Origin of the sequence: Xanthomonas sp. D-99 (assembly GCF_017746145.1) — a bacterium.
Lineage (GTDB): Bacteria > Pseudomonadota > Gammaproteobacteria > Xanthomonadales > Xanthomonadaceae > Xanthomonas > Xanthomonas cissicola.
On sequence record NZ_JAGHWU010000025.1, the window covers coordinates 91,071 to 105,107 of the forward strand.

13 protein-coding genes and 1 pseudogene are annotated in these 14,037 nt (G+C 64.5%); 8 read left to right on the forward strand and 6 right to left on the reverse strand.

Going from position 1 to position 14,037, the window contains the following annotated elements:
- The first annotated feature begins 2 nt into the window (after positions 1–2).
- Together J7360_RS12125 and J7360_RS12130 are read left to right on the forward strand one after the other, a co-directional pair.
- Complete coding sequence (locus J7360_RS12125) at positions 3–1,094, forward strand: DUF1615 domain-containing protein (protein WP_057661395.1); 1,092 nt, start codon at positions 3–5, stop codon at positions 1,092–1,094.
- Between the two features lie 358 nt (positions 1,095–1,452).
- Positions 1,453–3,780, forward strand: a complete 2,328-nt coding sequence (locus J7360_RS12130) for a S9 family peptidase (protein WP_209033933.1) — start codon at positions 1,453–1,455, stop codon at positions 3,778–3,780.
- Between the two features lie 398 nt (positions 3,781–4,178).
- Here J7360_RS12130 and J7360_RS12135 read toward each other — a convergent pair whose 3' ends face one another.
- Complete coding sequence (locus tag J7360_RS12135) at positions 4,179–4,514, reverse strand: DUF3817 domain-containing protein (RefSeq protein WP_007972681.1); 336 nt, start codon at positions 4,512–4,514, stop codon at positions 4,179–4,181.
- Positions 4,515–4,729: 215 nt separating this feature from the next.
- Between J7360_RS12135 and J7360_RS12140 the strand changes: the two genes are divergently transcribed.
- The 3 genes from J7360_RS12140 (at position 4,730) to J7360_RS12150 (ending at position 7,104) form a co-directional block, all read left to right on the forward strand.
- Positions 4,730–5,365, forward strand: a complete 636-nt coding sequence (locus J7360_RS12140) for a YiiX/YebB-like N1pC/P60 family cysteine hydrolase (protein ID WP_057661464.1) — start codon at positions 4,730–4,732, stop codon at positions 5,363–5,365.
- Positions 5,366–5,449: 84 nt separating this feature from the next.
- Positions 5,450–6,388, forward strand: a complete 939-nt coding sequence (locus J7360_RS12145; RefSeq protein WP_007966044.1) for an alpha/beta hydrolase-fold protein — start codon at positions 5,450–5,452, stop codon at positions 6,386–6,388.
- 254 nt (positions 6,389–6,642) lie between these two features.
- Positions 6,643–7,104: a DUF4126 family protein gene (locus J7360_RS12150; RefSeq protein WP_057661391.1), complete on the forward strand. Its 462-nt coding sequence runs from the start codon at positions 6,643–6,645 to the stop codon at positions 7,102–7,104.
- 114 nt (positions 7,105–7,218) lie between these two features.
- Here J7360_RS12150 and J7360_RS12155 read toward each other — a convergent pair whose 3' ends face one another.
- From J7360_RS12155 to J7360_RS12165, 3 genes are all read right to left on the reverse strand, one after another.
- Positions 7,219–7,614: a VOC family protein gene (locus tag J7360_RS12155; protein WP_057661463.1), complete on the reverse strand. Its 396-nt coding sequence runs from the start codon at positions 7,612–7,614 to the stop codon at positions 7,219–7,221.
- Positions 7,615–7,685: 71 nt separating this feature from the next.
- Complete coding sequence (locus J7360_RS12160; protein ID WP_057661389.1) at positions 7,686–8,660, reverse strand: glutathione S-transferase family protein; 975 nt, start codon at positions 8,658–8,660, stop codon at positions 7,686–7,688.
- A gap of 137 nt (positions 8,661–8,797) precedes the next feature.
- Entirely contained in the window at positions 8,798–9,577 is a 780-nt protein-coding gene (locus J7360_RS12165; protein ID WP_209033939.1) for an SPFH domain-containing protein, read from the reverse strand.
- 354 nt (positions 9,578–9,931) lie between these two features.
- Between J7360_RS12165 and J7360_RS12170 the strand changes: the two genes are divergently transcribed.
- A complete protein-coding gene (locus tag J7360_RS12170) occupies positions 9,932–11,518 on the forward strand; it encodes an SDR family oxidoreductase (protein ID WP_040965494.1) in 1,587 nt (528 codons plus the stop codon).
- Between the two features lie 88 nt (positions 11,519–11,606).
- On the opposite strand, the gene J7360_RS12175 is transcribed toward J7360_RS12170, so the two are convergent.
- The gene (locus J7360_RS12175; RefSeq protein ID WP_057661461.1) at positions 11,607–11,918 is read right to left on the reverse strand and encodes a hypothetical protein; all 312 of its coding nucleotides are present in this window, start codon (positions 11,916–11,918) and stop codon (positions 11,607–11,609) included.
- A gap of 247 nt (positions 11,919–12,165) precedes the next feature.
- Positions 12,166–13,110, reverse strand: a complete 945-nt coding sequence (locus tag J7360_RS12180; RefSeq protein WP_057661386.1) for an AraC family transcriptional regulator — start codon at positions 13,108–13,110, stop codon at positions 12,166–12,168.
- Positions 13,111–13,159: 49 nt separating this feature from the next.
- Here J7360_RS12180 and J7360_RS12185 point away from each other — a divergent pair.
- Together J7360_RS12185 and J7360_RS12190 are read left to right on the forward strand one after the other, a co-directional pair.
- A pseudogene (locus J7360_RS12185) lies at positions 13,160–13,768 on the forward strand (SDR family oxidoreductase); the annotation flags it as partial.
- A 69-nt stretch (positions 13,769–13,837) separates the two neighbouring features.
- A partial coding sequence (locus tag J7360_RS12190; RefSeq protein ID WP_059001059.1) for a transposase occupies positions 13,838–14,037 on the forward strand: 200 nt, incomplete at its 3' end.

Genomic DNA, 14,037 nt, shown 5'->3' on the forward strand with positions numbered 1-14,037 from the left:
CCGTGATCTCACACCTGCCCCGCGTGCTCACCCTGCTCGCCATCGCCCTGTTGTCGGCCTGCGCCACGCAGGCCCCGCGGGCCCCGCAACGCTCGCCCGAGGCGGTCAAGGCCGATATCGCGCGTCGCCTGCCGGCAACATTGCCCGACCGCGCCGGCTGGGCCAGCGATGTGTACGTGGCGCTGTCCTCGCAGGCGTTGGACACCAGCGCCGAGCACATCTGCGCAGTGCTGGCGGTGACCGAGCAGGAATCGACCTACCAGGCCAACCCGGTCGTGCCCAACCTGGGCAAGATCTCGCGTGCAGAGATCGACCGCCGCGCCGGTGCGCATCACATTCCCGGCTTCATGGTCGATGCCGCCTTGCGTCTGCCTTCGCCGGATGGGCGCAGCTATGCCACGCGCATCGCTGCCGCGCGCACCGAACAGGAACTGAGCCGCATCTTCGAAGACTTCGCCGGCAGCGTGCCGTTGGGCGCGCGACTGTTCGACGGCTTCAACCCGGTGCATTCCGCCGGGCCGATGCAGGTGAGCATCGCCTTCGCCGAACAGCATGCGCAGCGCTACCCCTACCCGCCCGGCGATTCGATCCGCCACGAAGTCTTCAGCCGACGCGGTGGGCTGTGGTTCGGCACCCAGCATCTGCTGGGTTATCCGGTCAACTACGACGCGCTGCTGTACCGCTTCGCCGATTTCAACGCCGGCTGGTACGCCAGCCGCAATGCCGCCTTCCAGGCCGCGCTGAGCAAGGCCAGCGGTATCGCGCTAGCCCTGGACGGCGACCTGCTCACGCCGGGCGCCAGCCTGGATGCGCCCGGCGGCACCGAGCGCGCCGCACGCAGCCTGGGCAGCCAGTTGGCGATGAGCGACCGCCAGCTCCGCCGCGCACTGGAGGACGGCAACACCGCAGATTTCACCGACTCCGACCTGTACCGCCAGGTGTTCGCATTGGCAGAGCGCAGCGCCGGCAAACCGCTGCCGCGTGCCGTGTTGCCCGGCATCACCCTGGAAAGCCCCAAGATCACCCGCACGCTCACCACCGCCTGGTTTGCGCAGCGGGTGAACGAGCGCTGGAAGCGCTGCATGAGCAAGTAAGCGCGTGCGGATCTGCCATCGCTGCAGCACGCGCGCAGGGGCGCCGGCGCTGAGCGAATTGCTTGCACCATGCGCGTCGCGCTGCGCAGACACGCCTTTCGCCCGCAGGCACGTGTGCGGCGGGCAGCAGCAGATGCTGGCGGCGCAGCTTTGGCGTTTGGTCGCCCCGCAGCCGCCGGGGGGCGGTCACTGCACGTCACCGATGACAGATCTTCGCCCGTTGAAACAGCCAAGCGGGCACCGTGCGTCCCCGAGCGCCAAGCACGACTTCTGGCAGAGGCACCCGGCCCACGTGGCGGGTAGCATCGGACGGTCGCGCCGACCGCATTGCGCGCGCCTTTCATCCCGGAGAGTCTTCATGCCCACCACCCCGTTGCCGCTGCGGCACCTGTGCGTCGCCATCGCCCTGGCCGCCCTGCCGGCACTTGCCAGTGCGCAAGCCCCTGCCGTCACCGAGGCCGACTACGCGCGCGCCGAACGGCTGATCAACTACGCCGCACAGCCGCTGGTGGACCACGCCGTCACCCGTATCGACTGGCTGGACGCCACGCACGTGGTGTATGTCGATCACGATGCCAAGGGCAACCGGCTGCTGCAGCTGGACACCAGCACCGGCAAGACCGCACCGCTGGTCAAACAGGCTGCGCTGGTCGCTTCGCTCAACAAACTATTGAAGACCGGCGACAAGCCGCTCAAGGCCGACACCTTCGCACCGGTGGTCAAGGTCACCGCCGATGGTCGCTACCGCCTCAACGTGCGCGATACCGCCGTGGTCTGCGATGCGGGTGCGCGTTGCAGCAAGCTGTACGCCAAGGACAAACCGGAACCGGGCGTGCTGTCGCCGGACAAGCGCAGCGAAGCCTTCATACGCGACTGGAACCTATGGGTGCGCGATCTTGCCAGTGGCCGGGAAACCCAGCTCACCCGCGATGGCGTGGAAAACTTCGGTTACGCCACCGATAACGCCGGCTGGCAGCACACCGACAATGCCGTCGTGGCGTGGTCGCCGGACTCCCGCAAGATCGCCACCTTCCAGCAGGACCAGCGCAAGACCGGCGACATGTACCTGGTCAGCACCAAGCTTGGCCATCCGGAGCTGCAGGCGTGGAAATATCCGCTGGCCGGCGACAAGGACGTGACCATGATCGAGCGCGTCATCATCGACGTGCCCACCCGCAGCGTGCTGCGCCTGAAGACACCGCCGGATCAACATCGTTCCACGCTCTGCGACGACGTAAGTTGCTCGCCTGGCCTGTGGGACGACGTGAAGTGGGCACCGGACAGCAAGACGCTGGCGTTCGCCTCCACCTCGCGCTTCCACAAGCAGACCTGGTTGCGCATTGCCGATGCCAGCACGGGCGCGGTGCGTACCGCCTTCGACGAAACCGTCAAAACCTATTACGAGAGCGGCCAGGTCGCGGCCAATTGGGCCTATCTGCCAGCCAGCAACGAGGCGGTGTGGTTCTCCGAACGCAGCGATTGGGGCCAGCTGTATCTCTACGATCTGGCCACCGGCAAACCCAAACGCGCCATCACCACCGGCCAAGGCAACGTCACCGAATTGCTGCGCGTGGACCCGGTGACGCGCACCGCATGGTTCGTCGGCGTCGGCCGCAGCGCAGGCGTGGACCCGTACTACCAGCAGCTGTGGAAAGTCAGCCTGGATGGCGGCGAGCCGGTGTTGCTCACGCCCGAACCGGCCAACCACAGCATCGCGCTGTCGCCCGATGGCGCACGCTTTGTCGATACCTATTCCACCTCGGTCACGCCGCCGGTCACGTTGCTGCGCGAAGCCGACGACGGCCGCACTGTCAGCACGATTGCCACCGCCGATATCACACGCCTCAAGGCGGCCGGCTGGGTTCCGCCAGAACCCATTACGGTGAAGGCACGCGATGGCAAGACCACGCTGTACGGGTTGATGTTCAAGCCCACCAACTTCGACCCGGCGCGCAAGTATCCGGTCATCGATTACGTCTACCCCGGCCCGCAGACCGGCTCGGTGCGCGGACGTAGTTTTCTCGCCGGACATGGCGACAACCAGTCGCTGGCCGAACTGGGCTTTATCGTCATTGCCATCGATGGCATGGGCACACCGTGGCGCTCCAAGAGCTTCCACGACACCTGGTACGCCGACATGGGCGACAACACCTTGCCCGATCAGGTCGCCGGCTTGAAGGAGCTTGGTCAGCGCTATCCCTGGATCGATCTGGATCGCGTCGGCATCTGGGGCCACTCCGGCGGCGGCAACGCCTCGACCGGCGCGATGCTGCGCTATCCGGATTTCTTCAAGGTCGCCTGGTCGGAAAGCGGCAACCACGACAACCGCGGCTACGAAGACGACTGGGCCGAGAAATATCACGGCGAGCACATCGTCAACAAGGACGGCAGCTCCAACTACGACGACCAGGCCAACGCCAACCACGCCAGCAAGCTCAAGGGCCGGCTGATGCTGGTGCACGGCACCCTGGACGACAACGTGCCGCCGTACCTCACCTTGCTGGTGGCCGATGCCTTGATCAAGGCCAACAAGAACTTCGACATGCTGATGCTGCCCAACGCCAGGCATGGCTACGGCGATCTCACCCCGTACGTCACCCGCCGCCGCTGGGATTACTTCGTGCAATACCTGCTCGGTGCGACCCCGCCGGCGCAGTACCAGATGCAGCCGATGCCGAAGAACTGAGCGGCGCGCAGACTGTATGGTGGCCGGCGCAGCACTCTGAGGCTGACGATTCACCGCGCCAAGTTGCCGGACCACACGTGTCATCCGGGCAGACCCGGATGACACGGTGGCCACTCAGTTGGCCGTACCGCCACCCAACTGCTTGCTCAACAACGCCAGCACGCGCGTGTCGTACTCATCGATGCGGCTCGGTGTAGAAGCCGTTGCCCTCGTTGGACGAGTACAGCGATTCCACCGGCACGCCGGCACCCTTCATGCGCGCTCCATCCGTTTGGTGTGTTCGACCGCGCGCGCTCGTCCTTGCCACCGGCGCAAGAAACACCGGCTCTCTGATCTGATGGGCCAGCGTCAGCGGCGAACGTGCCGCCAAGTGTCGCGCGCGCCGAGCGCGCAGCGGGTCAGTGCGCAGCAGGTCGCCGCTGGCCCAGCAAGCCGAGACGCCGGAACCACATCTCCAGCGGTACCGTCACCAGCGGCGGCAACGCCGCCAGCAGACTCAAGGCCCAGGCCCACCACGGCCAGCGCAGCCGCAATGCGGCGATGACGCTGACCGCGACATAGAACAGAAACGCCGCGCCATGCAGGCGCCCGAACACCCAGACCACCGACTCGGTGCTCTGCAACCCGTACTTGAGAAACATGCCGAGCAACAACCCGGCCCAGGTCAGCCCTTCGAAAAACGCAGCCAACGCAAACAGTCGGCCCATCGGCGACAACGCAGAAGACGCACGCATGCAACACTCCAGACAGACAGGGATTGCCGCGACGCGATGGCGGCGGCGACGCCCGCTGGCATGGCCAGTTTACAGTCCCGGCCGACGAAACTGACGTCAATAGGCCCAGCGAGTGCGCGTGCCTTGCATCCCGATGCGGGGTGACATGCGCGCATGTCCCTGCATTGTTTGGCGCCAGTCGCGTGCATCCCGGCGATAATGCCGGCTCCGTTGTCCTGAAGCCTCACTCCATGCGCATCGCTCTGCTGTTGTTACTGTTGGTCGCCTTGCTACCCTCCACGGCGCTGGCGCTGAAGGTGCAGGACGGCGATCTGCTATTCGTCACCGCAGCGCGCACCGGCCTGAGTGGCGCCATCGACAACGCCACTGCCACACAAGGCCAACTCAGCTTCGATCATGTCGCGCTGGTGGCGCATGCAGGTGATGCTGCGGTGGTGCTGCACGCCGACGAACACGGCTCGCGCGAACAACCATTGGCAGCATTCGTTGCTGAAGCAAACGCGAAGCAGCGGCAGATTGTCGTGTATCGGCTCACCGCCACGTATCGCCCAGCCATTCCCGACGCCATCGCGCAAGCGCGGCGCATGCTAGGCAAGCCGTACAACGACACCTACGTGCCGGACGACAACAGTTACTACTGCTCGGACTTCATCGAGCGCGCCTTCCGCATGCATCACGTATTTGCCCTGCAACCGATGAACTTCAGGAACCTGCAGACCGGCAAGATTTCGCCTTACTGGATCGAGTTCTATCGCAGCAAGGGCATGCCCGTGCCACAGGACATGCCAGGCACCAACCCGAACGATATGGCCAAGACACCTGCGTTGAGCGCGATTGGGCGGCTGAACTGAAGGCAGCGTACCGATTGTGTTGCATGTTGCGAATTCACCTTGCAGGAGGCTGTTTTGAAGACTGTGTTGTTGGCAGGATTAGGGATGGTGCTGCTGGTCGGCTGCGCCAAGGCACCAGCGCCGGCACCGGCTGAAGCAGCAACGCCGCAACCGGCGGTCGCAGCACATACGCTTGCCCACGCGCCCGGCAGCCAGCGTGGCGAGGGCCATCCTTACGAATTGGCCGACACACAGGTCTGGGACGTGCCGGATCCAGTCTCGGGCCGCCGCTATCAAGTCTTTGTCGCCCTGCCGCGTGGCTATGCGGACAACCCGCAGCGGCGTTATCCGGTGGTGTATGCCACCGATGGCGATTACGCGTTCCCACTGGTCAAACAGATCGCACGCCGTCTGAATGGCGAAGGCCCGGCCATCGAGGATTTCATTTTGGTCGGGCTGTCCTACGCCGTCGGCGAAGAGCCCATGCCGAGCCGCAGGCGCGACTACACGCCGACGCCGGAAGATGGCCCAACCGCCGCACCGGTTGCCACCCACGGCAAGAGCGCTGCCTACCTCCAATACCTGCGCGATCGCGTCCTGCCGTTTGTCGCCACCCGCTACCGAACCGATGAACAGCGGCGTCTGTACCTGGGGCATTCGTACGGCGGCCTGCTCGGTACGCAGATCCTGTTGAGCAGCCCGGACATGTTTTCCGGCTACATCCTGGGCAGCCCGTCGTACTGGTATGGCGAACATGCGATGGTGGCGCAGGAAAAAACCTTTGCTGCCGCGCATGGCGATTTGCCGGCGCAGGTGTACATGTACATCGGCCAGTACGAACAAGTGCGCTATCACCAGACCTACGACATGGTCATCGACGCCCAGAACATGGCGCGTACATTGCGTGCGCGTGGCTATCCGTCGTTGCATCTCACACTTGAGGTTCTCGACGATGAGGACCACCTGAGCATCGGGCCGCGCGGTATCACCCACGGCCTGAAGGCGTTGCTTGGGAGCAAGGCTGCCGATCGGAGCGAACGCTGACGCAAGGCATGCCGTCTGGATACTGAAGTGCCCAAGGCGACGGCATGCACCGCAGTGGTCAGCCACGAACACCACCCGCTGCTGCGCAGCGTGTTGCATACGGCAGACACCGGCATGCGAGCGCAACCGATGCGCGGCGTGCACAACGTCTTGCCACCTCCCACACACGCCACACCCTAGTCTGCGCAGATCGATAACAGCGTGCCACGCGCAGGCATTCCGCCTGCGATGGTCGAGCACATGCAGAGGTGCACATGGCTTTGATCCACTCCATCCTGATGGGCGCCGTTGCCGGCATGCGCTCGATGACGCCGCTGGCCGCCGTCGCCAACGCTGCACGCACCGGCAGGCTGCCTGCCGACAATGGCGCGCCGGCATTGCTCGCCAACCCACTGGCATCGGCCGGCATGCTGGCACTGGCTGGCGGCGAGTTGGCCGGCGACAAGATGAAGACCGCTCCCGACCGCATCGTGCTGCCCGGCATGATTGCCCGCATTGCCACTGGTGTGATCGTCGGCACTGCGTTGGCGCCGCGCGAACAACGTGGCATCGCGGCGCTGCTTGGCGCGACGACGGCAGTTGCTGCCGCCCATCTCACCTTCAATGTGCGGATGCGTGCGATCGAGCGCTACGGCCAGACCAGCACCGGCGTCGTCGAAGATGCGATCTCGGTGGGTGCGGCAACATTGATCATGCACGATGCGGCCAAACGGTAACGCACGTTCGCTGCCTCACGCGTCGTGCTGACGGCCTGCCAGTGGGCGCGATCGTGCGCGCGCGTCATCAGCTCAGCAAATCATGTCTGCGACAGACCACGCCAAAACCCACGTTCACGCCGGGCGATAGATCGCACACAACTTGTTCCCATCGGGATCGCGCACATAAGCCAACCACGTCGGGCCCATGCTGCTCTCACGCAAACCGGGCGGCTTTTCGATGGAGATGCCACCGGCAGCCACCGCGATGTCATGAAAGTGCTGCACTTGCTCGGGCGAGTCGCACTTGAAGCCGATCGTTGCGCCGTTGCCCGGGCTGGCGGGTTCGTCGTTGATCGGCTCGCTCACACAAAAGGTGCTGCCCGCATGCCGGTTGAACAGGCGCGTGTGCCCGCTTGCTGCCTGATTGACGAACGGCGCGGGCGCACCGAAGACAGCCCCTAGCACTGCGTCGTAGAACGCACGCGCACGCGCGACATCGTTCGTTCCCACCATCACATGATTGAGCATGACGTCGTCCTGTTGATCGCGCGGTAGCGCAGCATACGCCACTGCACCGCCGCGCCATCTCGACATGCGACTCAGCCGCCGCGCCCATGAGGCGCATCCAGATCCAGTAGCGGCCCCATCGGGACGATGCCGGTGGGGTTGATGGTGTCGTGGCTCTGGTAGTAATGACCCTTGATGTGCTGGAAGTTCACGGTATCGGCAATCCCCGGCATCTGGTAGAGCTCGCGCAAGAAACCCGACAGCTGCGGGTAGTCGGCAATGCGCCGTAAATTGCATTTGAAGTGCCCGACATACACCGCATCGAACCGCACCAGTGTGGTGAACAAGCGCCAGTCGGCTTCGGTGAGCCGGTCGCCGCAGAGATAGCGCTGGGCGCTCAGACGCGCCTCCAGCCAGTCCAGGCTTTCGAACAACGGCGCCACCGCCTCTTCATAGGCCGACTGGGTGGTCGCAAAGCCTGCCTTGTAGACGCCATTGTTGACGGTGTCATAGACACGCGCGTTCACCGCGTCGATCTGCTCGCGCAGCGGCTGCGGGTAGAAATCGCCGTCTGCAGCGCCAATCTCGTCGAAGGCGCTATTGAACATGCGGATGATGTCTGCCGACTCGTTGCTGACCACGGTCCTGCGCTCGCGGTCCCACAACACCGGCACCGTGACGCGACCCGAGTAATGCGGGTCGGCCTTGAGGTACACCTCGTACAGATACTGCGCGTGATGCTCCGTATCGCCGACCACACCCGGCCCGTCGGCGAAGGTCCAGCCGTTCTCGCGCATCAGCCAATGCACGATGGACACGTCGATCATCGACTCCAGCCCTTTCAGGCGCCGGAAGATCAGCGTGCGGTGCGCCCATGGGCAGGCAAGCGACACATACAGGTGATAACGCCCCGAAGCGGCCCGAAAACCGCCCTGGCCATGCGGCCCGGCGCTGCCATCGCGCGTGATCCAATTGCGAAACTGCGACTGCGAGCGCTCGAACCGCCCCTCGCTCTTGCTGGTGTCATACCACCTGTCCTGCCATTTGCCGTCGACCAACAGACCCATCGTGTTTTCTCCCACCGCCACACTTACAGGCGACCGTAGCCCACCGATGTTGCAGGCTGCGTGAGCAGCGCGATGGGATGCGCGCGTGTGACTATTCATCACCCGGTGCTTGCGCGTGGCGGCAGGCAACGGCGCAGCTATCTTGCAATCACCGAGGTTCCCGACGGCACCATGTAGCACGCCTGCGCTTTCTTGCAGGCCTCGGCATTGAGCTCGGCGATCTGGCTGGCCAGGTATTGCTCCGGCGTCAGGCCCATGCGGTTGCGATACGCGTTATCTGCGTCGGCCTTGGCCTCTTGCTCCTGCTCGCGCTGCCGTTCTGCGGTGGTCGCCTCCACCAGGGTCTTGACCCGCTGTTGCTGCGCGGCAGTCAGATTCATCTGTTGCAACACATCCGGATTCGGGCGCGCGCGGCCCAGGGTGATGTTCTGGATCTGGATCGGCAGGCCTTGCTCCTTGACCAAGGCACTGACGTTTTGTGTCACCGAATCGTCGATCTTCCTGGCGGTGTCGGGGTCGCTCATCATCTTGGTCATGTCGTAGCGCTTGACCTGGTCGCGCACGATGGACGCGTACTGACTGGCAACATTGTTCTTGAACCAATCCTGCCCGAACCTGGACAACAACAGCGCCGGCACAGTAATCCTGTATTGGATCTGGGTGGAGAAGTCCAACAGGATGTTGTCGCTGGAGGAGAAATCGTCGAACGCCACCTGCACGGTCTGTGGCGTCACATCCACATAGGTGGCCGACGTGGTCAGCCACGTGTAAGTGCGGCCAGGATCGCGCACATCGTCCAGGCGGATGCCGCCCTTGCCGAAGAACATGGGTTTATCCACCAACACGGCCTGCTGCCCCGGATCGGGCGACACAACCGTGCACGCACACAGCAAGCCGGCCAGCCCGATGGCCAGCATGGAAGTCTTCATCGATGTCCCCTTGAATGCCCGGGCGCCAATCCGCGCCGGTGTGGCGGGAGATTACCCAAACATCCGGCCAGTCGCATCCTCCGCGCAGCCCGGGGGACTTCCAACGACAGCCCATCGCTCCAGGCGCGCCCAATACCGCCAGCCAAGCGCCCGGCAACAGCCTGGCTGACCCGCTCAGCCGCCCGCATTGGCGCCAACCAACCACAATCGGCGAAAATGCCCACCTGCCGACTTCCCGCCAGCGGCCATGCGCTGCGGTGCCCTGCCCGCCCGCTCCCGTCTTCGCCTGCTGGCTGCCGGCCATCCTTGCCTGCGCCGCCAGCCGCCCATTCCGGACCTGCCTTGAACACCAACGCCCCACCCGTACCCAACGACGAGCTGCCCCTGACCGACCGCCTGCGCGCGGCCCTGGACGTGCTGGAGGCCATCGACGCCGACCGCAGCGTGCTGGACAGCCTGCCCGAAGCCGACCGTGTGCGGCTGCATCAAGTGGTCGCCAGGGTCTATCACCCCGAGCCGAAGGCGCGGCGGCAGTTGCTCAAGCAGCGCGAGCGAGAGCGCCACCAGGAAAAGGTGCGCAAGGCCGAAGCGCTGCTGGAACAACGCGGGATCCGCGCACTACGGCGCAAACCGGTGTTCAGCACGCCGAACTATTTCCCGCCGCATGCCGCCGGCCTGCACGATGCCCACAACGGCGAAAACGCCACTGCCGCGCCGGAGCCCACGCATTCGCCCGAGCTGCGCCATTGCTATGTGTGCAAGCAGAAGTTCACCGAGCTGCATCATTTTTACGACCAGATGTGCCCGACCTGTGCGGAGCTGAATTTCTTCAAGCGCACCGAAACCGCCGACCTGCGCGGGCGCGTCGCCTTGCTGACCGGCGGGCGCGTCAAGATTGGGTACCAGGCGGGGTTGAAGCTGCTGCGCGCCGGTGCAGCGTTGATCGTCACCACGCGCTTTCCGCGCGATTCGGCCGCGCGCTATGCGCAGGAGCCGGACTTCGCGCAGTGGGGTCATCGCCTGCAGGTGTTCGGGTTGGACCTGCGCCATACCCCCAGCGTGGAAGCGTTCTGCAATGAACTGCTGGCCACGCGCGAGCGGCTGGATTTCATCATCAACAACGCCTGCCAGACCGTGCGGCGCCCGCCGCAGTTTTACGCCCACATGATGGCCGGCGAAACTGCCGCATTGCACGAATTGCCGGAGACCGTGCGTAATCTTGTCGGCCATTACGAAGGCCTGCGCACGCCGGAGTTGCTCCGCGATGCCTCGGCCACCGCGTTGCCCGCGGTGCATGGCCGTGGGCTCGACAGCGCCGACGGCCTCACCCGTGCCGCCGAACTCTCGCAGATCGCGTTGCTGGACGATGAGCTGGTAGGCCAGCAGCATCTGTTTCCCGATGGGCGCCTAGATCAGGATCTGCAGCAGGTCGATCTGCGCGGCCGCAATTCCTGGCGCCTGCTGATGGCCGAAGTGCCGTCGGTGGAGCTATTGGAAACGCAGCTGGTCAACGCCATCGCACCGTTCATCATCAATGCGCGGCTCAAGCCGCTGATGCTGCGCACGCCCGAACGCGACAAGCACATCGTCAACGTCTCGGCGATGGAAGGCCAGTTCTACCGCAATTTCAAGACCACGCGTCACCCGCACACCAACATGGCCAAGGCCGCGTTGAACATGATGACGCGCACCTCGGCGGCCGATTACCAGAACGACGGCATCCATATGAACAGTGTGGATACCGGCTGGGTCACCGACGAAGACCCGGCAGAGATCGCCGCGCTCAAGGTCCAGCAGGAACGCTTCCATCCACCGCTGGATATCGTCGACGGCGCCGCGCGCATCGTCGACCCGATCATCCACGGCTTCAACACCGGCGAACATGTGTGGGGCCAGTTCTTGAAGGATTACGCACCAACCGATTGGTGATTTGCACCCGGATCCAACCAATACTGCGTCAATGCGATGCGGCGCCGATCACACCTGCGTATCGTCTGCAGCATGCATCCACTGCAGCCTAGCGTCGATCCGCATCCTTGTTGGCTTGCGCGCGCGCAAGCGTGTTGGTCAATGCCAGAACCTCCGGTAATTCGCGCCGAAAGGCATCTACCTGCCCGGCTGGCACGACGCATTCGACGTTGGACTGGTCGAAGAACGGGCGGCCTTCCATGTAGAAGCCATCGCGGCCCTGCACGACGAAGTGGAAGCACGATTGCCACCGCGGATCGGGGCGACCGGACAGTTCCACACTGACTTTCCTGCTTGCGTGCCCGGCGTCGCCCGAGGTGACGGTCACGGTGCGCGCCGTGATCTGGTTCCCGATATTCATGCTGGTAATGATCGGCGGTAGGCCGTCGCCGCACTGTGATCCCAGAGGCCGCGAATGCATCAAAGCACGCCACTCCGCTTCCTTCACCCCGTCACGACACACCACTGAGGGCGCGATTGCTGGCGGGTCGAGCCGATGAACAAGATCAGCGGCATGCGCAGGGCCGGCAATGGATCACATGGGCGCCAGCGACGGACTTACGTGCACTCGCAAACGCTTCGGCTGGGCGACGTCGTTTATCGCTGCGCTATGTCTCGCTCGGCCTCACCAGGCGCTTGGGGGCCGCCCCGAACATGCGCTTGAACGCATGGCCGAACGCGCTCGGCGACTGGTAACCGACACGCTCGGCAACGTGGGCGATATCCAGACCGGTTTCGGCAAGCAGCCTGTGCGCCAACAGCATGCGCCACTGCGTCAGGTAGTGCAGCGGCGCCTGCCCGACGGTCTGCGAAAAGCGCGACGAAAACGCCGAGCGCGACAGGCCCACGCGCGATGCCAGTTCGGCCACTGTCCACGCGTGTGCAACATCGCCGTGCATCAGCGCGAGTGCCGCGCCGATGTGGCGATCGCCCAGTGCACCAATCCAGCTTGTGTGCGCCTGTGTATGCGCGTGCATGTAGGCGCGAATGGCCTCCACTACCAGCACTTCGGAAAGACACGACGCGACCCGAGCGCTGCCCATCCGATGCCGGCCCATTTCCGCATCGAGCAGATCCAGCGTCGTGCGCACGGCGCCGGCGGATGGAGAGGCACTCTGGATCTTCATGAGTCGCGGCAGCGCATCGATCAGAAATCCGCTGTTCTCGCCGCTGAAGAGAATGCCTGCGCCAAGCAGCACCATGTCGTCGCCATCGCCCAGGCGCAGGCTCTGCTGCCCGGCATAACGCGAGACACCATCGACAGGCGCGCGTTGCGGATCGCTGGCAACAACGTAGGGCGTATTGCCGATCAGCAGCACGTCGCCTTCGACTACGCGTTTGGGCGCCCGCCGCGGAAGACAGATCCAACATTCCCCGCGTATCAGCGCGACCAGCTTGAGCCGCTGCTTTTCCGGAAACGACAACGCCCAATCGCCACGCGCCTCCAGCCGGTTGAGTCCGGCGCTGCTGGCACCCAGCGCGACCAGAACCTGCGAGAGTGGGTCGTCTTTGGACGATTGCGATGAAATCATGGCCGCGCAAGCATAATTCATCCAGCTGGCAGCGCTACCGTGGGTGGCACATCCACCACGGAGCACGCAGATGACGATCAAAGACAAGGTCGTGGTCATCACCGGCGCCGGTAGCGGCATGGGCCGGGCCACCGCGCTTCACCTGGGCGCGCTCGGCGCCAAGGTAGTGCTTGGTGCACGCCGCGAGGCGCGCATCGCCGAGGTCGCCAAGGACATCATCCAATCCGGCGGGCAGGCGGTCTACCGGCCAACCGACGTCACCGTGCACGAGCAGGTCTTGGGTCTGGTGGACCTGGCCTGCTCGCAATTCGGGCGGCTCGACGTCATGGTCAACAATGCGGGGATCAGCCCACTGTCTCGATTCGACGCCCTGCAGGTCGACGCATGGAACGCGATGATCGACGTCAATCTGCGTGGCGTACTCCACGGAATTGCTGCCGCGCTACCCGTCTTCGGCCGCCAGCAGAGCGGCCATTTCATCAACGTGGTCTCCACAGCGGGATTGCGCATCGTGCCGACGATGGGCGTCTACGCTGCGACCAAGAATGCGGTCAGGACCATCAGCGAGGCGCTACGCCAGGAATCCGGGCCGAACATCCGCGTCACCGAGGTCTCACCCGGCATGGTGCAATCGGAGTTGCTGCACACCGTGAGCGACCTCGCGCTGCGGCAAAGCCTGGGTAATCCCCCCGCCCATTAGCAGACGCCAGAAGTGGAATTTTCTCGTACCCTTTCTCGAGGAGGTTCCATGAAGAAGTCCCGCTTTACCGACAGCCAGATCATCGCCGTGCTCAAGCAGGCCCAGGCCGGTGCGCCCGTGCCGGAGCTGTGCCGCGAGCACGGCATCAGCTCGGCGACGTTCTACAAGTGGCGCAGCAAGTTCGGCGGCATGGACGTGTCCATGGTCGCGCGCATGAAGGAGCTGGAGGAGGAGAACCGCCGGCTCAA

Bases quoted from the DNA above. Each gene is read 5' to 3' on its own strand.
- J7360_RS12155 (WP_057661463.1), bottom strand. From the start codon at position 7,614: ATGCTCAATCATGTGATGGTGGGAACGAACGATGTCGCGCGTGCGCGT.
- J7360_RS12165 (WP_209033939.1), bottom strand. From the start codon at position 9,577: ATGCTGGCCATCGGGCTGGCCGGCTTGCTGTGTGCGTGCACGGTTGTG.
- J7360_RS12150 (WP_057661391.1), top strand. From the start codon at position 6,643: ATGGCTTTGATCCACTCCATCCTGATGGGCGCCGTTGCCGGCATGCGC.
- J7360_RS12135 (WP_007972681.1), bottom strand. From the start codon at position 4,514: ATGCGTGCGTCTTCTGCGTTGTCGCCGATGGGCCGACTGTTTGCGTTG.
- J7360_RS12175 (WP_057661461.1), bottom strand. From the start codon at position 11,918: ATGAATATCGGGAACCAGATCACGGCGCGCACCGTGACCGTCACCTCG.
- J7360_RS12160 (WP_057661389.1), bottom strand. From the start codon at position 8,660: ATGGGTCTGTTGGTCGACGGCAAATGGCAGGACAGGTGGTATGACACC.
- J7360_RS12180 (WP_057661386.1), bottom strand. From the start codon at position 13,110: ATGAATTATGCTTGCGCGGCCATGATTTCATCGCAATCGTCCAAAGAC.
- J7360_RS12130 (WP_209033933.1), top strand. From the start codon at position 1,453: ATGCCCACCACCCCGTTGCCGCTGCGGCACCTGTGCGTCGCCATCGCC.
- J7360_RS12145 (WP_007966044.1), top strand. From the start codon at position 5,450: ATGGTGCTGCTGGTCGGCTGCGCCAAGGCACCAGCGCCGGCACCGGCT.